Below are 21,999 nucleotides of genomic sequence, written 5' to 3' on the forward strand. Positions count from 1 at the left end.
ACGACGTATTGTCTGCCTACAGCAAAAGCCGTGCTCTCCCCATGAATACATGAGGATGACACGGCTTTTATATGAGGAAGAGGGCAGCTCTTACAAGAAACGTTTGCGAATCGATGTCGCAAGCGCCTTCTCAGAGATTTCTTCCAGTTCTGTTTGGTTTGTCGGATCAAAACTGTCATTGTAGAATCGGCCGACAAATTCAACCCGGTCATAATCCAGTTCTTTGAAAATCAAATGTTTATGATCGTCATAGAAGACAACCCGGTAATAATCAGAGCCACGTTCGAGCGTCACGAGTGCCCGTATGTGTTCTAAGCGTTTTTGTTCGTCTGACTTTTCTTCTTCGACAGGTTCTTCTGTCGCTTTGGCTGCTTCAGCCTGTTCGAGTGCGCTTTTTACTAATTCACTCTTTTTATCTTGTTCTTCAGTCATGGTTATCGCCTCCAATTTTTATTTTACCTTGAAATGTACCGATGAGAAAGAAAAATCCCTTATCCGTTCTGATGAGCATCACAAATCCGGAGAACATTGAAGGCACCGATTCGTAAGCGTTCGATTAAACGTGTCGCGGCACCTGGATCAGAAATGGTCTCTTCGATGGTCATCGTCATCAGTTCAATCCACCGGATGGCATGCATTTCTTTGATGGGCAAAAGACGATGAATCATGGCGAGATTCATTCGTTCATCATACGAATCATATTGTTTCGGACCACCTGTCAGTTGAATTAAAAATCGTGTTTGAGCCTGTTCAACGTGCCGGCGGTCGGAGGGGAATAAAGGACGAAGAAGATGATCTGCATACACACGCTCATAGAAGCGTGCGACGAGCTGTTCGATTGCTTGTTTTTGACCAAGGTCTTCATAAAGCATGTCTGTCCCTCTTTCTGTTCAGTCTGATGAAGACAACCATTATCTCAATCTTTACCCGCTTTTTGCAACTCCACACGAATCAATCGATAAATGATGTAAATTCGATCGGACGAGCACAAATAGAAAAAATGTAATCTCAATTTAAAACGGACGTTTGTTCGTATTTGTGAGATAATCATACATATGCTACGTCTTGCACGCGAGGTCTCTTCTGCTATTTTCAGCACTCATTTAATATGAGGAGAAAAGAACAGAACAAAACGCCTCAATACTAATTAAAGGAGGTGGAGATCAGTTCTGCCCAGGGTGACAATCATGGGTGTAGGCTGATCTGGCAGAATGAATTATATGCATTTAGGTCGTGCCGGTACCGGTAAGACAACGAAATTAATTGAACGGGTAATCGATCAGTTGGCCGAACAACCACTTGGTCCATCGATCTATTTCATCGTACCGGATCAGATGTCCTTTGAGATGGAACGGCGTATTGCGACGGATCCTCGGCTGTCCGGTCTTGTCCGGATGGAAGTCATGAGTTTACGGCGGTTTGCGTTCCACATGATCCGGGATTACGGAAACCAGGCGATTCCGTTTTTAGATGAAACGGGAACACAATTATTATTACGCCAAGTCGTTGAAGAGGCGGAAGAAGAATTGAAAATCTTTAAACGGACGAAAAACATGCCCGGCTTTTACAAAGGATTAGACGAATTGATTGCCTCGTTTAAACGTTCTTTAGTAAATCCGGATATGCTACGTCAAATCAGTGGAGCGTCACCGGAACGCTCACCGAAATTAAATGATCTAGCCCTGATTTATGAACGTTTTACTGAACGAATCTCAGATAAGGCCCTTCATGCCGACGATTATTTTACGACCTTGATCGAGCTGTTGCCAAAAGCTGATTTGAGCGACGTTTCTGTATTCGTGGACGGTTTTTATGAATTTTCGTTGCAGGAACAGCAAGTTTTGCTCCGATTGATGGAATTGACGAAAGACATGCACCTGAGTTTTACACTCGATGTCGAAGACGTTTATACGAAACAGTCTGAGTTTGGGGTTTCACAACGCTGTTACATGCAGTTGATTGAACAGATGAAAGAGCGGCAGATTGCGCATGAAGACATTTATTACGGACAGACCGTTAAATTTCAGAGCACAGGCTTGCGGATGCTCGAACAAGCACTTCTGTCGCCCGGCTACCCGGCAACGGATGAAGAGGTGACTGGAGTGACGGTTTCTGCTGCCGTCAACCGTCAAGTCGAGACGGAAGCCGCCGTCAGAAAGGCCATTCAACTCGTGCGTCATGACGGATATCGTTTTAAGGATATCGCTTTTCTTGTCCGTCACCTGGAGCCATACGCCGATCACTTGGAACGCGCTTTTCAACTGTATGATATTCCGTACTTTTTGGATCAACGGGAATCGATGGTACATCACCCGATCGTCGAATTAGTCCATGCCGTCCTTGAAATCGTGATGACGGGTTACCGGGAAGAGTCTGTTTTTCGTCTGCTGAAAACAGAACTGATTTCACTTCCGGCAGAAGATCCGCGGTTAGCACTTGATCGCCTGGAAACATTTGTGCTTGAGCGTGGAATCAAGGGTTCGATGTGGAAAAAAACATGGCAACTGAAGCGCCGTTTAGCCGATGAAATCAGTTTGACGGATGCGGAATTACAAGAGGAACTCGAACTGAACGAATGGCGTCAATTCCTGGTCGAGGCAATCGAACCGCTTGAAAAGCGATTCAAGGCCTCTAAAACAATGAGTGAATATACACGCGCTTTGTACCGCTTCCTGGAGGAACATCATTTGACAGACCGGTTGACGGCGTGGAAGCAACAAGCGCTTGAAGTCAACGAACTCAGTCAGGCACGTGAACATGATCAAGTGTATGAAGCGGTACTGCATCTCTTTGAACAGTTGGAAGCTGCAGCACCTGAAGCTACGCTGACAACGGAACTGTTTGTCCAAATGGTCGAGACCGGGCTTGAAAGTCTCCGCTTCTCACTGGTCCCGCCTTCGCTCGATCAAGTGATTGCGACGGATTATGTCCGCGGACGTTTACAACAGGTCAAAGTGGTCTTTTTACTCGGTGCCAACGACGGATTGATTCCGCTCGTGGAAGATCAGTCTAAACTATTGTCAGAAGGCGATCATGACTTCCTGCATGATCAGGGTATTCCGGTAGGCAAAGCATCCTTGGATGTATTTGACGACGAATTGTATTACCTCTATCAAGGGGTGACGGCACCAAGTGAAGCTTTGCATATTAGTTATGCACTTGTGGATGAGGACGGAAAGGCACTTCAGCCGGCATCAATCGTTAAGCAGATCAAACATCAACTGTTGCAGGATCGTCCGGTAAAAACATACTTTGCAGAAGCAGGGGATCATGCGCCGGATGATCAGCTTCAGTTCGTGACGAGTCCGGAACGGGCAGCAGCAGCAGCGGCAATCGAGTTGAGACGGCTGCAACGTCGTTATCCGATTCAACTGTCCTGGTTTGATGTGTATAATCGGTTGCTTGAGAATGGACGAGGCCGCGAACGGATGGCACTGTTCTCCAACGCCTTGTTTTATCAAAACCAGGCAGAGCCGTTGCCGGAGGATTTGGCACGCAATCTGTACGGTGACACGATCAAAGCCAGCGTCTCCCGCTTTGAGACCTACAATGCCTGTTCCTATAAACACTTTGCCCGGTACGGATTGCGGTTAAAAGAACGGAAATTATATAAATTCGAAGCGCCGGACATCGGGAACCTGTTCCACGGAGCTCTCAATGATTTGTCGATGAACATCAAAGCCTCGGGAAAACGCTGGCGTGAACTGGATGACCAATCGTGCAGCAATCTTGCGAAAGAAGCTGTCGAGAAAGTGACGCCGGAAATTCAAAATGCGATTTTGATGAGTTCGAACCGTTTTGGTTACATCAAGAAAAAATTAACAGATGTCGTCGAGCAGACAGCCAAAATGCTTGTTAAACAAGCGGAACGTTCCGAGTTCGAACCTGATTTGTTTGAAATCAGTTTTGGGAACGCCATGTTCCCGCCGCTTCGATTCACGTTACCGGATGGCACCGAAATTGAATTTACAGGCCGAATTGACCGCGTGGATCAGGCGACGATCGGTGATCAGTTATACGTCCGGGTCGTCGATTATAAATCGAGCGCCAAAGAGCTGGATTTTGCTGAAATCTATTATGGTTTGGCGATTCAAATGCTGTTGTATCTAAAAACCGTCGTTGAACAGTCGGAAGTTTTATTTAATCAGCAGGCTAAACCGGCCGGGGCCCTGTACTTCCACGTCAAAAATCCGATGATGCGCGGAGATTTGTCGGCGGACGAAATCGAGCGGAACCGGTTACTACTCGAGTCGTACCAAATGCAAGGGGTTATCGTTGAAAATGATGAAGTATTACGGGCGATGGATCAGATTGCATACGATGAACGTAAAAAATCGCCGCTCGTCAAAGTAACATTCACCAAAACCGGTCTTCATAAGTCACATACGAAAGGTGTCGTCAAAGAAGAGGAATTGACGGCATTAATGGATCATGCCTGGGATGAGTTGAAGACGAGCAGTCAATCGATGTATGCAGGAGACATTGCGATTGATCCGTTTGATTATCAGGAGCGGACGCCTTGTACATTCTGCGAGTATCGTTCCGTCTGCCAGTTTGATCAATCTCTCGGAAACGACTACCGGCAATTAAATCCGTTGTCGGAAAAAGAAGTCTTGGAACGGTTGAAGGAGGAGACGGAATGAGTGTGCAGTGGACGGATGAACAGCAACGGGCAATCGATGCGAGAGGCGGGCATATTTTAGTATCCGCCGCCGCCGGTTCCGGAAAAACAGCAGTATTAGTAGAGCGGTTAACGCAACGTGTCATCAATCAGGAGGATCCATTAACAGCGGACCGAATTCTGGTCGCGACGTTTACGAACGCAGCAGCAAAAGAGATGAAGACGCGTGTCATCGAAGCCATCGAAGCGAAAATCAAAGTTGCACCGGATGATCTTTATTTAAAGAAACAACGGCAAATGATGAATCGTGCTCAAATTACGACCATTCATTCTTTTTGTTTATCGATTTTACGTGAAAACTATTACCGGATCGGTCTTGATCCGGCGTTTCGGATTGCCGAGGAAGCAGAGCTGTTATTACTGCAGGATGACGTGTTGGAGGAAGTGTTTGAGAGCTTCTATGCTTCGGCGGATCCGGCATTTTATGAACTGATCGATAGCTATACGTCGGATCGGGACGATCAGGCGATGTTGACGCTTATTTCGAATTTATACCGTTTTTCTCGATCACTTCCAGACCCGGAAGCATTTTATGACCATTTGATTGCTCAATACGATCAACCGATCGACCCGGATGAATCCAGTCTGTTGACACGATTATTTGAACTGGAATGGGAACGGGTTGCCCCGGTCATCAATCGGTATATGGAATTATCGTATCGCCTGCGACAGTCCGGATACGACGAGATGGCAGATATGTTAGTGCAGGATGTCGCCCCGGTCCGGCGGATTAATCCGGAACAGGATCGTTGGACTACCGTCGCCCTGGCTTTTCAAGCTGTCGAGTTCGGCCGTTGGAAAGGAATCCGTGGAGACGAGGAGATGAAAAAATTCCAGACAGAGCGGACGCGTCTTGTCAGTGATCTCAAAAAAATGCGGGATTTGTTTGTTGAGAAAGACGGAGTCGATTATCTGGAGGATTTACGTTCGCAACTGGGGCATGTCGAGATGATTGTCACGCTCGTTCGAAGTTTCTCGGCAGCTTATCTCGAAGCGAAGCAACAGCGGGGAATCATAGATTTTTCTGATCTTGAACATTTTGCATTAGCAATCCTGGAAGAGGACGGGGAGCCGACGGATGTCGCCCGTCTCCTTCAAGAACGTTTCATCGAAGTGTTAGTCGATGAGTACCAGGATACAAACGAAGTACAGGAACGGATCCTGCGGCTTGTCTCCAAATCAGATGAGGCCACCGGGAATCTGTTTATGGTTGGCGACGTCAAACAGTCGATTTATAAATTCCGTCATGCCGAACCGGGATTGTTTTTGAATAAGTTTAAACGGTTCCAACAAACCGAAGTCGGGACACGCATTGATTTGACGAAAAATTTCCGGAGCCGTTTGGAAGTCTTGGATGGAACCAATCATATTTTCCGTCAAGTCATGGACGAAGCCGTCGGAGAAATTGATTATGATGAAGCGGCTTACTTGCGGTTAGGGAATCTTGGATATGTTGATTCGACTCAAGTTGATCCCGAATTGCTGTTAGTCGACCAGACCGATACGAACAAAGAGGAACTCGAAGCGCAAGTCATAGCGACACGGATCATCGAGATGGTAAACGATGAGAATCCCTATCTTGTCTTTGATGCGAAACAAAAACGATTCCGGAAGTGCGAATACCGTGATATCGTCGTCCTCGTCCGATCGAGGGGGAAGCGGGTTCAGGCACTCGTCGACGTTTTTGAACAATATGAACTGCCGGTTTATGCGGATACAACGGGTGGTTATTTCCAAGCAACTGAGATTCAAATCATGATGTCGTTGCTCAAGACAATCGATAATCCGTTGCAAGACATCCCGTTCGCCAGTGTCTTGCGGTCACCGATTTTCGGTTTGACGGATCGGGATTTAGGACGAATTCGTGCTAAATCAAAAGACGGGTCGTTTTACGAAGCCGCTATACTTGTGGCGAAAGAACAGACACCGCTCGGTTTGCGTGTCGACGAAGCGCTTAATCAACTGCAACACTGGCGGACGGAAGCGCGCGGAAAGTCGCTCGCGAGCCTGATCCGTTCCTTGTTTGATCAAACCGGCTACTTTGAATACGTCGGTTGTCTGAACGGCGGACGGAGCCGACAGGCGAATTTAAATGCTTTATACGAACGCGCCCATCAGTATGAGGCGTCCGGCTACCGGGGATTATACCGTTTCTTACGTCTGATTCATCGTCTGGTCGAACGCGGGGAAGATTTTTCGGAAGCCCGGTCGTTAGGCGAGGACGAAGATGTTGTCCGAATCATGACGATCCACCAATCGAAAGGACTGGAGTTCCCCGTAACGATTGTCAGCCAGTTAGGCAAGCAGTTTAATAAACAAGATCAAATCCAGGCAATCCAGCTCCACAAGACGTATGGTATCGCCCTCGATGCCATTGATCCTGTCAAACGGCTGCGTTCCGGTACGCTTCTTAAAGAAGTCATCCGCCGGGAAATGGACCGGGAAATGAAGGCGGAAGAGATGCGTGTTCTCTACGTCGCAATGACACGGGCGAAGGAAAAGTTGATTCTTGTCGGAGCGATTAAAGGTTTGGAAGATCAATTGATCAAATGGCAGGATCAACCGTTGGATGAGCTTTTATTGCCGGAAATGGATCGGCGGAATGCCAAGACATATGCGGACTGGGTGGCACCAGCTGTCCTGCGTAATTTCCTGTTGAGCGAAGAGGGTCCGCGCTGGTCATTTCGGGTCATCGCGCTCGATGAGATTGCCCCGTACCAAGAACTGACCAAGATGGTCGAACAACTTGAACACGTCCGTGTTCTTGAAAAAATTGATCATGCCGGTGACGAGACGCTGAATGCTGAGATTGAAGCTGCTTTTGCATATCAGTATCCGTATCAGGTCGCAACGGATACCGCGGCGAAACAAACCGTGACGGAGTTGAAACGGACAGAACAGTTAGAACGGGCTGCCTTCGAATCGACGCATCGTCAGTCGACCTATTACCGGACTCCGCAATTTTTAGGTCCGACCTTGACCGGTGCTGAACGTGGGACGGTTTTGCATTTAGCCATGCAGCTTTACGAATCCGGTCGTTCATTTGAGGAACAGATTCTCGACTGGGAACAGGCGGAACGTATTTCGAGTTTAGAGGCACAGACGATGCGGGAAGCTATTCCTGAACTAACGACGTTCTTTGCTTCTGATATCGGGCAGTTATTTGAGGAACGTCTTCTGACAGGAGAGGTGTACCGGGAACTCCCCTTCACCTATAAAATCGATTCAGCCAGATTCCGTACCGATTGGCACGGTCCGAGTGACCAAGCCGTCATGCAAGGGATTGTCGACTGTCTGATTCAAGACGGAGACACGTATATTCTGCTCGATTATAAATCGGACCAGGTCTTTGAAACGACCGACGATCAAAATCAAGCTGACGTGTTGCGGACACGATATGCGACCCAGTTGAATTTATATCAGGAGGCACTGGAAGCCATCCTGAACATCCGGATCAGCCGGAAACTGATTTATGCGTTTGCTCTTCATGAAGTGATTGAAATTTACTGATGATCTTTCGTCTGACGAACCGATTCTTTCACATATTCAGTGAGCAGAACCGATTCGTCAGACGATTTTCATTTCTAAATATGAAAGAACTGTGTAAAATGAGAAGGTATGTAAAAGAATAACCGGATACCATAGGAGGTTTTATAGATGGCACGGATTTTATTAGCGGAAGATGAAGATGTATTACGTATGCTGGTGCTCGATACGTTAGAAGACGAAGGGTATACGATTGACGAAGCGACAGATGGTGATGAAGCGTATCAGAAAATCATGAGTCAGCACTATGATCTTGTTTTACTGGATTATATGATGCCTGGAATGACCGGGATCGAAGTCATCGAAAAGGTACGACGTCATCCAGATAAACAAAACTTGAAAATCATGATGTTGACAGCAAAAAGTCAACAATCTGATCGAGAACGGGCGGAAGAGATCGGAGCCAATTATTTCTTCTCGAAACCATTCAGTCCACTCGAATTGATTGATGTCGTAGGAGGAATATTGAGTGATCATCCAGTGGATTAATCGAAAAATCGGACGCCAGTTAATGGCTTCCTTTTATATCGTGTTAACGACACTTATGATTTCTTCGCTGGTTGTCTATACTTATACGGATACAAAATTACAGGAAACCCGATTAAAACTGGAAGACATCAGAGAGCGCAGCGTCCGTGCGGGTGCACTATGGGAAGAGTGGCAGGATTTGCAGTTCAACATGCGGGGGTATGCGCTGATTGGGGATCAGGATATTTATCAGAAGATGATCAATCAACGCAAAACGATCGATGAGCAGACACGCTGGTTTGAAGAAAATGCGATTTATCAGCAAGGAAAAGATTATGCGCGTTCTTCACGTGAACTCTATGCTTATTATTTTGAAGCGATTTTGCCGTTGATTCAATCGTATGTGGAAGCGAAGTCATCCGGAACGGTCACGGAATCCTTTTTGGAAGGGAAGACATTAACATCGTTGCCGCTCGGTAAAGAGTTGCTGGCAAATGGACAAATTAAATTAGACGCTTCCGGAAACATTGATGTGTTATCGGAAATCAACAAAAGCGAGTTAGCGCTTGGCGGGTATCGGGACTTTCTGGAAGACTGGTCGGATAAAACGAGCCGCCAGTTGGAGCAGGAAATTCAGACGACCCAATTGATTTGGCTGTCGAACATCATCGTATTAGTCGGTGTCTTGATTTTCTTCGTCTATCCGTTCATCCGGAAAATTACGGCAGAGCTGTTGTCACTCGTTAAAAACAGCCAGCGTCTAGCCGGCGGCGAAGATATGAAACATGTCAAAATATCCGGCCGGAAAGATGAAATCGGAGTTCTGGCTTTGTCATTCAATCAAATGGCGAGTTCCATCTCAGATAATAAACAGCATCTCTTGGCTAAAAACGAAGAACTGCAGGCGCAACAGGAAGAATTGCAGGCACAGCAGGAAGAACTGCAGGCGCAGCAACAGGAACTTGAGGAAGCTCTTGAGTTAACGATTCGGAATGAACAACATCTGCAATATCGCAATGATTTGACAGAAACGTTGGCAACTCGGGAAGCCTTGACGGCATACCCGGAAATCATTGAAAAGCTGATTGCCATTACGGATTCCGAAATCGGAGCCCTCGTGTTTGTCGATGAAGGATCTGCGTATTCGATTGTAACGCACGGGATGACGGAAGAACTGTCAGAACGGTTGCTCGGAAGCGATCTGTCTTTGTTGAAACGTGCTGAGTCATTAAAAAAAGCCGTTCATTCCTCGAAGCAAGTTGCGAGCGATCATCCGTTGCCGTATCCGTACTATATGTATGAGACGGCAGTTCCGATTTTTGATCCAGCATCGGAAGAAGCCATTGCGTTCATTTATCTTGTTCGTTACCGGGATCAGTTTACAAATGAACAGATGCGCGACATCATGTCGTTTTCACGCCAGTTGTCTCTTTCCCTGTTGCGCATGCGATTATTTGATGAGATGAACCGTGAAAAAACAAAAACCGAACGCATTTTGGATTCGATCCGCGAAGCGGTCATCTATATTGAACCGGGAAAAGACGAAGTGTTCGTCAATCGTCCGCTGTACGATTTATTTCCGGAGCTTCAATATGGCACGACCAAAAACGAAACGCTGCAAGGATGCCTTAACACGATTCGGGCGGTGGTCGATGAACCTGAAATCTTTGCCCGGTACATGGAAGGTATTTTGCGAGGCGAAGTTCCGAAGGACAGTCTGCAATTTTCGATCCATCAGCAAGTCGTATTCATTCAATTTTATGTGGAAACGATTGAAGTCGAAGGAATCCGAAAAGGGACGATGCTTGTCTTGCGTGATGTGACGAAGGAAACCGAGATGGACCGTCTGAAGTCGGAACTGGTTTCGACCGTCTCGCATGAACTACGTACACCTTTATCCTCGATCTACGGTTTTACGGAACTGATGCTGAACCGGAAGATGGATCTTTCGAAACAAGATAAGTATTTAAAAACCATTCATTCGGAAACGGAACGCTTATCGAATCTCGTCAATGATTTTCTGGATGTCCAACGGATGGAAGCGAGAATTCAATCCTATCAAAAAGGATTACTGGATCTACAACCGCTGTTAGAAGAAACGACGCAATTCTACGCGGCATCGACAACGAACCATACAATCACGTTCCGTTCCCTGACCGATGCTTGTCCTCTGATTGAAGCGGATGAGGAAAAAATGAAGCAGCTGATGAATAATCTGTTGAACAATGCCGTCAAGTACTCTCCGTTCGGCGGTAACATCGAAGTCGTGTTGGAAGCGGACCATCATCATGTCCAGTTTGCAGTACGAGATGAAGGAATCGGAATTCCGAAGTCTGCCTTGGCGAAGTTATTCGATAAATTTTACCGGGTCGATAATTCAGACAGCCGGAAAATTGGCGGAACCGGTCTTGGTCTTGCCATCTGTAAGGAAATCGTCGAAGGGCATGATGGAGAGATTACAGTCGAGTCGGTCGAAAAGCAGGGAAGCACGTTTACTGTCAAGCTGCCGCAGAGTGTACAGGAATACATGGTGGTTTCTGACGGGCTTGATATGTCGGAAAAATAATACTATGTCTGAAGCGAAAAATCAGATACGATAAATGAAGAATGAACAAAGGGGGAAATCAAATGCCGATTACTGCATTTGTACACACACACGTTTTATTATGGGTTTTACTGCTGGTTACATTTTTTGTTGCGTTCTCGATGTATAAAAACGGAAAAAGTGCCGCGAAAGGCGTTCACATGGCATTCCGTCTCTTATTGCTCTTGACGTTTGGGACCGGTCTTTATCTCTACATCACGATCATGGGACAGTCTGCTAATCCGGACGGCTTGTACCATGCGAAAATCACAGCCGGTCTGCTTGTCCTGATTTTTGGAGAACTGACACTTGTTCGTCTTAAAAAAGGGAAATCCTATTCTGGTTTCCTGCTTGGATTTGCGGTACTCGTCCTCGTAACGATTTTCCTCGGATATTCGTTACCGTACGGTATGCAATTCTTTTAAACTAATTCCTGTCAATCCTTGATCAGACAATCCGTTTGATCGGATTACACACACGTTTCTCGTCATGAAGAGGAACGTGTGTTTTTTTGTGTTTACAAACTGTTGTTATTTGGGAAAAGGGATATATTACGCAGTCGAGAGGGGAACGCTTGTGGCACAGTTGAAAGAATGGACGAAAGTTTTCCGGGCAAGAAAGTGGATGAAACGAGCTGAACCTGTGTTACCTTTATGGCATGGTTACATCGGGTATAAATACGGTCTCTTTGATGTACTGGGATCAGGGGCGACGCAAGCTGAGGCTCAGGTCCGTCTCAAGCAACCATTGACGACAGAAGCCTTATCCCGTTGGTTTGAAGTCGGATTGGCGGTAGGACATCTGAAAAAGAAAGACTTACGATATACAGCTACACGTCACGTATTGCCGGAATTATCGAAAACAGATGAAAGAAGTATCGGCTTTATGTTATCCGAATTGATGGAACTGCATCTGCCTGCGTTATTCTCTTATCCACAATTTTTGGAACATGGCCAGCAGAAAAAGTTCGATGGGGAAGAACACGGCGACATTGTGGCGGAAACATCTGCATTAGTGGAGACCGTTGCGTTTCCTGCCGTCCGTCATATCATCCGCAGTCAAAACGTGACATCATTGCTAGACATCGGCTGTGCTTACGGCGGTTACTTACGTAAAATTCACGAAGCTTTACCTGAATTGCGATTAGCAGGAATTGATATTGAAGAATCAGTCATCGCGGAAGCGAAACGCCGGGATACGACCGGTGAAATCGACTTTACCGTCGGTGATATTAAAACTTTTGATGTCAAAGAAACATATGACGGCGTCATGATGAATAACATCTTATATTATTTCCCGAAGGAAGAACGTCTTCGTCTTCTCGAGGGGGTGCGGCGTTTCGTTAAGGATGACGGAATGGTCATTTTAGTCACGCCATTACGTGGCAGTGAACACGGTGCGCCATTCTCTGCCGCATTCAATGCGTTCATGACGTTACATGAAAATCTTTATCCGTTGCCGGGTAAAGAAGAACTAACAGAACAACTTCATGCTGCAGGTTTTAAAAATGTGTCGATTTCACCATTTTTAAAAGAAGGAGCCTGGTATATTGTGACTGCAAACGCCACTTCCTAAGGGAAGCTTGGCGTTTTTACAGTTTTAGGGCAGTTCAAATTTGTGGGGAGTAGTATGTGATTAGTATAATAGTTAAAACGAGTAGAGAAAAAAGGGAGAGATTCGTGTGAAGCAGCGTGTAGCCGTTATTGGAGCAGGACCTGGAGGGCTCGCTTGTGCGATGTTGCTTGCAGGTAGAGGAATAGATGTTACCGTATATGAAAAACAACCGATTGTCGGAGGCCGAACTTCTCGCGTGCAGGTTGGGGATTACCAGTTTGATCGGGGTCCTACCTTTTTAAATATGCCGCATATCCTAGAAAACTTATTTACGAGTATCGGTTTGGATATGAAGGATTATTTGGACTTAAAAGCACTTGATCCCATGTACACACTTTATTTCAACGGCGGGAAAGATCATTTTACGATGACAACGGATCGTGATCGGATGAAACAGACGATTGAGCAACATTTTCCGGGAAATGGTGAAGGGTATGATCGTTTCATGGCAGAACAAGCCTTGAAGCTGGCGAAGCTGATGCCGATTTTACAGACGAAACACGATAAATTAACGGACTATCTGTCTCCACGCGTCATCACGGCGCTTCCGCGTCTTTCCTTAGGGCGATCTTTATACGATGTCTTATCAGATTATTTTACAAGTGAAGAATTAAAGTACGCTTTTACTTTCCAAGCGAAGTATTTAGGGATGTCGGCATGGGAATGTCCGGGCGGTTTTTCTATCTTGTCCTATATGGAACATGCGTATGGTGTCCATCATCCGATCGGCGGAATGAATCAAATTCCGGAAGCCATGAAACGGGCGGTGGAAGAGCTTGGGGGGACGGTCCATCTCAATACAGGAATCAGTCAATTGATTTTAGATGGAACGACTGCGACCGGCGTCATTCTCGAGTCCGGTGAACATGTTTTATACGATGATGTTGTCGTCGGAGCAGATTTTGCCCATGCGATGAATCATCTTGTTCCCGAAGGTGTCCTGAAAAAATGGTCGCGTCCGAAAATTGACCGCAAGAAATTTTCTTGTTCGACCTTTATGCTGTACTTAGGTGTCAATAAATCATTTGATGCTCCGCACCATACGATCTATTTTGCCGATGATTATGAAAAAAATGTCCGGGAGATGACCCAGACACTGGAATTATCCGATGATTTTTCATTTTATGTCCAAAATCCATCCATCATCGACAGTACATTGGCACCGGAAGGGAAATCATCGTTGTACGTGTTAGTACCGGTTCCGAATAATTACTCTGAACTTGACTGGGCGATTGAAGGACCAAAATTACGCCGGCGTGTCCTCGATGCCCTGGAACACCGTTCGCCTTATACAGGTGTCGAAGCGGCGATTGAAGTGGAAGAGATGTTCACACCGGATGATTGGGAAGCGATGGGAGTACACCAGGGAGCAACTTTTAATTTGGGACATCAGTTAACACAAATGATGTACTTTAGACCGCATAACCGGTTTGAAGAATTGGAGCATGTCTACCTGGTTGGAGGCGGAACGCATCCTGGTAGCGGCCTTCCGACCATCTTTGAATCAGCCCGGATCACGGCGGACTTATTGACAAGAGAAGTGGGTGTCGGAAAATGAAAATTGGATTTGTCGGAGCAGGTGTCGGAACACTCCACGCCGCTTTATTACTAACGAAACGATATCCGGAAGTCGAAATCACGATTTTTGAAAAAGAATCACGCGCAGGCGGTCGACTCGCCTCTGTTGATTTTGAGACAGGCGGAAGAATTGATCAGGGACCGACGATTGTCTTGATGCCCGGAAAACTGCAGGAACAATTAAGAGAAGCGGGGCTTGAAGGTGTTGAGTTGGAACGGATTGATCCTTTATACGACCTTCATTTCGACGACGGAACGATTGTGACAAAACAAGCGGATGTAGTCGATCAAACGATTGCAATTGAACGTCAATTCGGAGAAGGACGCGGCTTCCAAGAATTTATGCAACAAAAAGCAAAGGATTATGACGTCAGCGTATCGAAATTTTTAGAGCGGACATATTCACGTAAACGGGATTTGTTGCACCCGGATATGTTAGCGCCCTTAGTGAAGATGCATGCGATGGAAACGGCACATGATCACTTAAAACGTTTCTTTAAAAGTAAACACCTGCGAATGGCTTACAGTTTTCCGACCTTTTACATCGGGGGCAATCCTTACACGACGCCTTCCATCTATGGATTGATTCCTTACCGGGAACAGGAAGAGGGTGTCTGGTACGTTAAAGGCGGATACTTCTCTTTAGCCGAGCGGATGTATGAAGCGTTAGTTAAGCGGGGCGTTACGTTTAAGTTCAATCAACCGGTCGATCGCGTCTTGATCCAGCAAGGTCAGGCAAAGGGACTTATTGCTGCAGGACAGGAGTACGCATATGATACGGTTGTCCTGAACGGAGAATTTCCATTGATGGAATATCTGGTCGAAGGCAAGCAACCGAAAAAGTATGTGCCGTCCGGCGGAACATTACTGCTGTACTTTAAGATTGACGGAAAAGTTGATTTACCTGTCCATCGTTTTTTAATGCCAAGTGACTTAAAACCGTTGATGACTTCCATCTTCAAGAAAAATGAGTTGCCGGAAAATCCTGCCGTCTATTTATTCAATCCAAGTAAGGTTGATGACGCGTTGACGGCATCCGGTACAAGTGTCGTCTATGCATTGGTTCCGTCACCACGTGGATTTGATCAGGCTAGCTATGAAGCGCACGGATTTATTGATCAAATTTTAGGGAAAATTGAGCAACATCTTCCTGGATTCCAAAGTCAAATTACCGAAATGAAAATACGAACACCTCAAGACGCTCAAGATTTTGGATTGTATGAAGGCGGAAGTTTTGGCATTGCACCGACGATTCGCCAATCGGCTGCTTTAAAAACACAAGCTAAACCTTATGCTGATATTGAACGATTGTATGCAGTAGGCGCATCTGTCCATCCGTGTGGAGGCGTTCCGATCGTTATGATGGGAGCGACATTACTTGTCAATCGAATGGAACAAGAGATGAGGTGGAAAAATGGATACAGTGACGAACGCATATCTAGTATGTGAACAAACGATTCAAGGTGGATCAAAAACCTTTTATAAAGCCTTCTCTTTACTGCCGAAGCAAGATCGGATGGCAGTCTACGCCATCTATACGTTTTGTCGTCATCTCGATGATACGGTAGATGAGTCAGCGACACCAAAAGAAAGCTTAACGGAATTCCTGGAAGAGTTTCGTTTATTCCGGGCGGGTCACTCGATCAATAAACCCTTATGGATTGCACTTGCGGATGTCTTTAAGCGGTATGAGATGGATGAGACGCCGTTTTTAGAACTGGCAGAAGGTATGCGGTGGGACATCGAAAAAAATCGGTACCACTCGCTGGAAGAGACGGAGAAATACAGTTATTATGTCGCGAGTACGGTTGGCTTGATGCTGTTGCCGATTCTTGCACCGAAACAAAATGATTTACGGGAGTCCGCCATTCAACTCGGAATCGCGATGCAATTAACCAATATTCTTCGGGATGTCGGAGAAGATGCAAAGCGGGGACGTATCTATTTACCGAAAGATTGGATGGACCAGTACGGTGTGACAACGGAATCATTATTGGCGGGAACTCCTTCCGGCGACTTTGCCGGATTGTGGGAAGCATTGGCATTAAGAGCTGAGCACTTATACGATGCAGCAACGCCTTCGTTTGACCGCTATCCGAAAGAAAGCCGTCGTGCACTGAAAGTGGCGGCTTTACTGTACCGGGGAATCCTCGACGCAGCACGTGACAATCAATACGATGTGTTCACAAAACGTGCTTACGTCAGCCGGTGGCAAAAGATGAAGTTACTTGCTACGATTTAACGAAAAAACTCCATAAAAAAAGACCTTGGCGGGGACCAAGGTCTTTTTTTATGGAGTTTAGACCGGGGAGTCTAAACTGAAATCTGTTTGTACAAAATCAGATACATCGTTCCAACAAGACAGGTCGCGATCCACGGGGATGGATCTGATGATGATTGAGCTGTCCGTAAACGAATCGGGATGAGACGATCTAAGGGGGAACGTCGTAAGTCATGCCGAACCGTTTACAGTGGTGTATCTATTGGACAAGTGGGTCTTGAACAAATGATTCAGACGAAACAGATATGTTAAGTTCCTAAACGCGTTTGACTCGGGGAAGTCACCATGCGCTTGATTGAGGATGTGGGGTCAATCACTACCTCTTGAACTCGAAGTAATCGTATCAAATCTAAGTTGTCCGTACAAGTAATTGATATGCAATTCACATAACGTTCACAGGGAGGCAGCGACGGCAGACACGATTCGTTCGCTTGCCAGTTTTCCTGAAAGCGTCACCATTGGACTACCGCCACCGGGATGCGTCGATCCACCGGCAAAAAACAAATTGTGAACATTCTTTGAACGGTTACTTGGACGCATGAAAGCTCCGCGTGTACCATTCGAAGAAAGACCATACAGCGAACCATGATACGCTGAAAATTTCTGTTCAATATCCTGCGGTGTGATCCGCTGTTCAAATAAAACGTCAGACGTAATATCGATTCCGAATTGCTGCAAGCGTTGATCGATGATTTTATCATACGTATCAAAATCAACGGCAGATCCTTTGTGGGTAGCCGGAGCATTGACAAGAACAAACAGGTTGTCACCCGCTTCTCCCATTTCCGGTGCCGTGACCGAGGAATTCGAGATGTAGATGGTCGGCTCTTCTGCGTAGCGATGTTGATTAAATAATGCTTCGAATTCGGCTTCATAATCGGAAGAGAAAAAGACGTTATGATGAGCAAGTCCGGCAATCCGGCGTCCGAGTCCGATGCACCGGACATAAGCAGAAATCGACGGCTCCATTTGCGCAGGAGTCGGATTTTTGAAGTCAGGTCGGACTGTTTCTGAAATCAACCGCGGATATTGGGTGAGCAGGTCACCGTTTAACACGATGAAATCAACAGACAGATAATCGACATGGTTGAGTTCGATTTCGGTTGCCAACTGATTGGTTACTTCGATTTGCGTCACTTCGTCTCCCAAGCGGAAAGTAACACCAAGTTCGCGGGCGCGACGGGCAAACCCTTCGGCAATGGTCGTATTTCCGCCGCGGGTGAAATAAACGCCGTCATTCAGCTCGAGATGGGCAATTAAACCGAATGTTGCCGGCGCTTGAAACGGGCTGCTTCCGATATAAGTTGCATAGCGGTCGAGTGCTTGGATCAGCTGGGGATCTTTAAAATATTTTTTGTGTAGCCCGTGAAGTGTTTTGAAGGGATGGACCTTCGTCATGTCACGCAATAAGGAAAAATTAAAATAAGAGTCGATATTGATGAAAAATTGTTGTTTAGCGATATTGTACAGTTCCCGGACTTCATCTTGATAACCCGTAATATCATTTTTGGCAAGTTGCCCCTTCGTGAAACGGTCAACTTCAGTCCGCATCGCTTCACGGCCGCTGGCAAATGTCAACGAACGTCCGTCCGGAAAATGATTGACCGTATGACGCGTCAATTTTTCAAACGTGAAATAGTCATCAGGATCTGCTCCCGATTCCAAAATGACGGATTGAAAGATTTCAGGCATCGTGATGGTATTGGGACCGAAATCAAAACGGTGTCCCTCTGATGTGATGGGCATCATCTTTCCACCAATGTGTTCATTACGTTCGATGACGGTGACTTTAAATCCTTTTGAAGCAAGTGAGATGGCGGCACTCAAACCGCCGAGTCCCGCGCCGATGACTGCGATATGTTTCATAACAATGAAGCCTCCTTAAGAATATGTCCGACCCTTCCAACTGATTTCCCTTTTCTTCAGTCTTCGAATCATCGCCGTCGCGAGTAATACGACATAAAGAATGGACGCAACAGGATGCCAAAACCAAGCATGGGAAATCATGGCCTTCCGATCGATGCGGTAACGGGCAATCATAATCAAAAGAAAGGCTCCGAGCGTCCAAATTGACGGGAAGAAGAGGACAAGCGGTAAAGCGGCTGCTTGGATAAGGTAAAACAGCAGGAAATAGCTCCCGGCGATATAGGAATCATTCATACCGCGAAAGACGTTTTTCAGGAAACCTTGCCAAACGTCACGATTGGTCGCATACATGTCACAGCTGACATAAGGAGCCACGTCGACGAGTGTTGTCGTAAAGCTGTTTTGTTTGAACGTCCGGCAGAGTTCCAAATCGTCGACGAGCGCCATTTGAATCGCCTGATGTCCGCCGACCTGTTCATAAGCGTGCCGTTCGACGAGCACGACCATCCCGTTTGCTGCTGCAAAGGCGGGATGCTTGACCTTCCGGAAAGCAATCGGAAGGTGTTGGGCGATCAAGACATGTTGCATCGGAATGAGACACTTTCCGAGAAAAGTCGGAACAGGGAACGACGGGAAGCCCGATAAGAAAACCGCTTGTTCTTTCTGAAGCGTTGCGTACAGCCGGGGAACCGTGTCTGCTGCCAGCGTGATGTCAGCATCTAAGAACAACAGGTATTCTTCATGGGTCGCCCGTGCCAATTGATGACAGGCATGGACTTTCCCGGCCCATCCGGATGGTAGGTCGAGACCGTCGATGATCGTGAACTGATTTTCGTCACCGACCAGCCGGACTAACAAATCGCGGGTCCGGTCAGTCGAGCGGTCTTCGTATAAATAGACGTGCATATTCGGATGAAGCGCTTGTCGGAGGGAATGAATCAGTTTCTCGACATTCCGTTCTTCGTTCCGTAGTGGAATACAGATGGCAAGACTTGGAGGAACTGCAGGTGCGCTTAGTTTAGGTAAAAAGGACAGATTGATGAACGTGTAGAGACAAACGAGAGCCGCAAAGACAAACAGTATGACGATCATGTGCGAATTGCCCGTAACCATTGTTCCGTCTTCACAGGAAGTGGCTCCTTTCTTGTGGTCAATACACGGTACGATTCAACGCGTTCTTCAACGGCGTCAGTCCGGACATCATCATACAGCCGGGTCATCGCATCCGTTAGATAACGCAACTGTTCCGAAGCACGCGCTGCAGGCAGTTCAATGGTCCGGGTCCGGATGTAGATGTCCGGCTGTTGTTCATGACCAAATGAATAATAAAACGAAAACAGGGAAATTGACCGGGCTGTTTTGGCAAGATGTGTCGCTCCGCTGCTGAGTTGCAGCGGACGCTTTTCTTGATGCCGTTCCTCCCCTTGAGGGAACATCCAGACACTGCTTCCGTCCGCCAACCGCTCTTTTGCATACTGCAGACTTTGCTTGATTTCTCCAAATGAACTCCGATCGATCGAGAATCCTCCGAGACGGGTGAAAAAAGGAAACCGTTCCAGTCCTTGCTGATCAATCATGACGTAAGGATCGTGACGCAGGACTGTTTGATCCAAATGAAACAAAATCATTCCGTCCCACCACGATCCGTGTGTCGCGAGCATCAAGCCGGGTGTCGGTAAATCATCTGCCCGGTACAGAACACGGTGAAACTGCTTTCGGATTAAGCGTTCTTTTACGTATAAATGAAAAGTATGTTCAGCCCATTTGCTTTTGTTTGCTTTTTGCAAAACGCACGCCTCCTTGTGTGAGCCAATAGGTGATACCAGCGAGAAGACTGATAAGTGTGACACCGTAAAGTCCTGCGACACCTGCTGTCAGACCGAACAGCGCATGAAGCATCAGAAAAAGATACTGGTTGTTTCGTTCAAGAGCTGTGATGGTAGACTGTTGTTCAAACCGGGCGATCAGGATCGAGAAAAAGAGTGCCGTTCCATACCAACCAAAAAAGTTTTGTGTCGGAATGTCATAATAGAAACCGCCGTCCTGCCAGAGCCAATAGGATTTGACGTTGGCAGCCACCGGATCGATGGCCATATCCAGCCAGACTGCAAACAACGGGACTAAAATGACAGTGTTGAAACGAATCGGGAATCGTCTTGAGAAGGCAAGGCTGGCTCCCATGACAGACAACCAGGCAGCACCAATCGTAACCGGTACACCAAACAGCTGGACGCCAAAATCAGCCTCATAAGCATATGTACCGAACGGCCAACCGGTATGGACACCGATTGATTCGATGATGATGGACCCGAAGAAAATGACAGGAATGATGAAACGTCCTTTCGGTACGACATCCCACAGATACAGCGCAGCATATAAACCCGATGCAAATAAAAAAACAGCGTTTGCCCATTCCAGCCAAGGCGGAAGTAAGGAAAAACCGACTAAAATCAGTCCGATAAAAAACCAGACCGTAAAAAATAACCAGAGTTTCTTTTGAAACCGATCCATCATGAGTACGTCCTCCATCTCTTTCTATTCTGATATTAGTATACCTGTAGCAAAGGGCGTCGAGCCAGAATGGAGGTGGAATTCATGGTATTAAAAAAACAGACCGGACGAACCGGTCTGTTTTTAATCAGTCTGATGATTTTTTTGTTTTTTCTTTTTGATGAAGGAAAACAATAAAAAGGCAATGTAGAGCGGAACGGCGACGAACCAGAAAGTCGACCATTCGTTGCTGCGGGCAATCATGACATAGGTTACGTACAGCAATGTAAAGGTGATGACAAATGTATGTCGCGGTACCGGAATATCCTTGAAGCTCGGAATTTTGACTCGGCTTACCATTAAGAAAGCGAGAGCCGTAAAGACGAGCGGCACCATTAAATCATTCATACGTCCGCTGAACAGGGTGACGACGGCTAAAATACCTCCGGCCGCTGTAATCGGCACACCGGAAAAGTAGGCGGAAGCTACATTAGTAGCCGACAGATTAAAACGGGCCAAACGAAATGCACCAAACAGAGGGAACAACGCCGCAATCAGCAAACCGATTTCTCCAAAATCATAAAAATAAGTGTAATAGGCCATCATGGCTGGAGCGACACCAAAGGTCACGACATCAGCGAGTGAGTCCAGTTCTTTTCCGAAGTCACCAGCGACACCAAGCATACGGGCAATTCGACCATCCAGACTGTCGAGCATCATCGCGATTACGATCAGTAAGGTCGCATTTTGAAAATCTCCCCGCGCCGCCATGACGATGGCAAGAAAACCACAGTATAAATTTCCGAACGTAAAGAGGTTCGGAATAGAGTTACGCACACGTTCTTTCCACAAAATGATTCCTCCTGCCACTTCTTCGATACTATCCATCAT

Annotated in this window: 16 protein-coding genes; 9 read left to right on the forward strand and 7 right to left on the reverse strand. The window is 46.5% G+C overall.

Annotation, left to right across the window (positions count from 1 at the left end; translation table 11 throughout):
* Positions 1-90 precede the first annotated feature (90 nt).
* Together R7V76_RS11705 and R7V76_RS11710 are read right to left on the reverse strand one after the other, a co-directional pair.
* On the reverse strand, positions 91-432 hold the full coding sequence (locus tag R7V76_RS11705; RefSeq protein WP_012369632.1) for a hypothetical protein: 342 nt from the start codon (positions 430-432) through the stop codon (positions 91-93).
* Positions 433-491: 59 nt separating this feature from the next.
* The gene (locus R7V76_RS11710) at positions 492-872 is read right to left on the reverse strand and encodes a truncated hemoglobin (protein ID WP_318092636.1); all 381 of its coding nucleotides are present in this window, start codon (positions 870-872) and stop codon (positions 492-494) included.
* A gap of 339 nt (positions 873-1,211) precedes the next feature.
* On the opposite strand from R7V76_RS11710, the gene addB reads away from it, so the two are divergent.
* The 9 genes from addB to R7V76_RS11755 all read left to right on the forward strand — a co-directional run bounded on the left by addB (position 1,212) and on the right by R7V76_RS11755 (position 16,713).
* The gene (gene addB, locus R7V76_RS11715; RefSeq protein ID WP_318092637.1) at positions 1,212-4,643 is read left to right on the forward strand and encodes a helicase-exonuclease AddAB subunit AddB; all 3,432 of its coding nucleotides are present in this window, start codon (positions 1,212-1,214) and stop codon (positions 4,641-4,643) included.
* Positions 4,640-8,191 carry a helicase-exonuclease AddAB subunit AddA gene (addA, locus tag R7V76_RS11720; protein ID WP_318092638.1) on the forward strand — a complete coding sequence of 1,184 codons (3,552 nt, stop codon included), beginning with the start codon at positions 4,640-4,642 and terminating at the stop codon, positions 8,189-8,191. The genes addB and addA overlap by 4 nt, the downstream gene beginning before the upstream one ends.
* 147 nt (positions 8,192-8,338) lie before the next feature.
* Positions 8,339-8,716: a response regulator gene (locus R7V76_RS11725; protein ID WP_012369636.1), complete on the forward strand. Its 378-nt coding sequence runs from the start codon at positions 8,339-8,341 to the stop codon at positions 8,714-8,716.
* Complete coding sequence (locus tag R7V76_RS11730) at positions 8,697-11,261, forward strand: ATP-binding protein (RefSeq protein ID WP_318092639.1); 2,565 nt, start codon at positions 8,697-8,699, stop codon at positions 11,259-11,261. The genes R7V76_RS11725 and R7V76_RS11730 overlap by 20 nt, the downstream gene beginning before the upstream one ends.
* Positions 11,262-11,323: 62 nt before the next feature.
* Positions 11,324-11,704 carry a DUF1516 family protein gene (locus tag R7V76_RS11735; RefSeq protein WP_290829981.1) on the forward strand — a complete coding sequence of 127 codons (381 nt, stop codon included), beginning with the start codon at positions 11,324-11,326 and terminating at the stop codon, positions 11,702-11,704.
* A 151-nt stretch (positions 11,705-11,855) separates the two neighbouring features.
* The gene (locus tag R7V76_RS11740) at positions 11,856-12,854 is read left to right on the forward strand and encodes a class I SAM-dependent methyltransferase (protein ID WP_318092640.1); all 999 of its coding nucleotides are present in this window, start codon (positions 11,856-11,858) and stop codon (positions 12,852-12,854) included.
* A 106-nt stretch (positions 12,855-12,960) separates the two neighbouring features.
* Entirely contained in the window at positions 12,961-14,451 is a 1,491-nt protein-coding gene (locus tag R7V76_RS11745; RefSeq protein WP_318092641.1) for a phytoene desaturase family protein, read from the forward strand.
* A complete protein-coding gene (locus R7V76_RS11750) occupies positions 14,448-15,920 on the forward strand; it encodes a phytoene desaturase family protein (protein WP_318092646.1) in 1,473 nt (490 codons plus the stop codon). Before R7V76_RS11745 ends, R7V76_RS11750 begins: the two co-directional genes overlap by 4 nt.
* Positions 15,886-16,713, forward strand: a complete 828-nt coding sequence (locus R7V76_RS11755) for a phytoene/squalene synthase family protein (RefSeq protein WP_318092648.1) — start codon at positions 15,886-15,888, stop codon at positions 16,711-16,713. The genes R7V76_RS11750 and R7V76_RS11755 overlap by 35 nt, the downstream gene beginning before the upstream one ends.
* 432 nt (positions 16,714-17,145) lie before the next feature.
* On the opposite strand, the gene R7V76_RS11760 is transcribed toward R7V76_RS11755, so the two are convergent.
* The 5 genes from R7V76_RS11760 to pssA form a co-directional block, all read right to left on the reverse strand.
* Positions 17,146-18,618, reverse strand: a complete 1,473-nt coding sequence (locus tag R7V76_RS11760; RefSeq protein ID WP_318092650.1) for a phytoene desaturase family protein — start codon at positions 18,616-18,618, stop codon at positions 17,146-17,148.
* 15 nt (positions 18,619-18,633) lie between these two features.
* On the reverse strand, positions 18,634-19,710 hold the full coding sequence (locus R7V76_RS11765; protein WP_318092651.1) for a glycosyltransferase: 1,077 nt from the start codon (positions 19,708-19,710) through the stop codon (positions 18,634-18,636).
* A complete protein-coding gene (locus tag R7V76_RS11770) occupies positions 19,707-20,405 on the reverse strand; it encodes a lysophospholipid acyltransferase family protein (RefSeq protein ID WP_318092652.1) in 699 nt (232 codons plus the stop codon). Before R7V76_RS11770 ends, R7V76_RS11765 begins: the two co-directional genes overlap by 4 nt.
* Positions 20,374-21,132: a carotenoid biosynthesis protein gene (locus tag R7V76_RS11775; RefSeq protein WP_318092653.1), complete on the reverse strand. Its 759-nt coding sequence runs from the start codon at positions 21,130-21,132 to the stop codon at positions 20,374-20,376. Before R7V76_RS11775 ends, R7V76_RS11770 begins: the two co-directional genes overlap by 32 nt.
* A gap of 120 nt (positions 21,133-21,252) precedes the next feature.
* Complete coding sequence (gene pssA, locus R7V76_RS11780; RefSeq protein ID WP_318092655.1) at positions 21,253-21,999, reverse strand: CDP-diacylglycerol--serine O-phosphatidyltransferase; 747 nt, start codon at positions 21,997-21,999, stop codon at positions 21,253-21,255.

Origin of the sequence: Exiguobacterium artemiae, assembly GCF_033342815.1 — a bacterium.
In the GTDB taxonomy this organism is placed as follows: domain Bacteria; phylum Bacillota; class Bacilli; order Exiguobacteriales; family Exiguobacteriaceae; genus Exiguobacterium_A; species Exiguobacterium_A artemiae_A.

What these genes read in the sequence shown, in the direction of transcription:
- R7V76_RS11705 (WP_012369632.1), bottom strand. Translation starts at nt 432, where the DNA reads ATGACTGAAGAACAAGATAAAAAGAGTGAATTAGTAAAAAGCGCACTC.
- R7V76_RS11710 (WP_318092636.1), bottom strand. Translation starts at nt 872, where the DNA reads ATGCTTTATGAAGACCTTGGTCAAAAACAAGCAATCGAACAGCTCGTC.
- addB (WP_318092637.1), top strand. Translation starts at nt 1,212, where the DNA reads ATGAATTATATGCATTTAGGTCGTGCCGGTACCGGTAAGACAACGAAA.
- addA (WP_318092638.1), top strand. Translation starts at nt 4,640, where the DNA reads ATGAGTGTGCAGTGGACGGATGAACAGCAACGGGCAATCGATGCGAGA.
- R7V76_RS11725 (WP_012369636.1), top strand. Translation starts at nt 8,339, where the DNA reads ATGGCACGGATTTTATTAGCGGAAGATGAAGATGTATTACGTATGCTG.
- R7V76_RS11735 (WP_290829981.1), top strand. Translation starts at nt 11,324, where the DNA reads ATGCCGATTACTGCATTTGTACACACACACGTTTTATTATGGGTTTTA.
- R7V76_RS11750 (WP_318092646.1), top strand. Translation starts at nt 14,448, where the DNA reads ATGAAAATTGGATTTGTCGGAGCAGGTGTCGGAACACTCCACGCCGCT.
- R7V76_RS11755 (WP_318092648.1), top strand. Translation starts at nt 15,886, where the DNA reads ATGGATACAGTGACGAACGCATATCTAGTATGTGAACAAACGATTCAA.
- R7V76_RS11760 (WP_318092650.1), bottom strand. Translation starts at nt 18,618, where the DNA reads ATGAAACATATCGCAGTCATCGGCGCGGGACTCGGCGGTTTGAGTGCC.
- R7V76_RS11765 (WP_318092651.1), bottom strand. Translation starts at nt 19,710, where the DNA reads ATGATCGTCATACTGTTTGTCTTTGCGGCTCTCGTTTGTCTCTACACG.
- R7V76_RS11775 (WP_318092653.1), bottom strand. Translation starts at nt 21,132, where the DNA reads ATGATGGATCGGTTTCAAAAGAAACTCTGGTTATTTTTTACGGTCTGG.
- pssA (WP_318092655.1), bottom strand. Translation starts at nt 21,999, where the DNA reads ATGATGGATAGTATCGAAGAAGTGGCAGGAGGAATCATTTTGTGGAAA.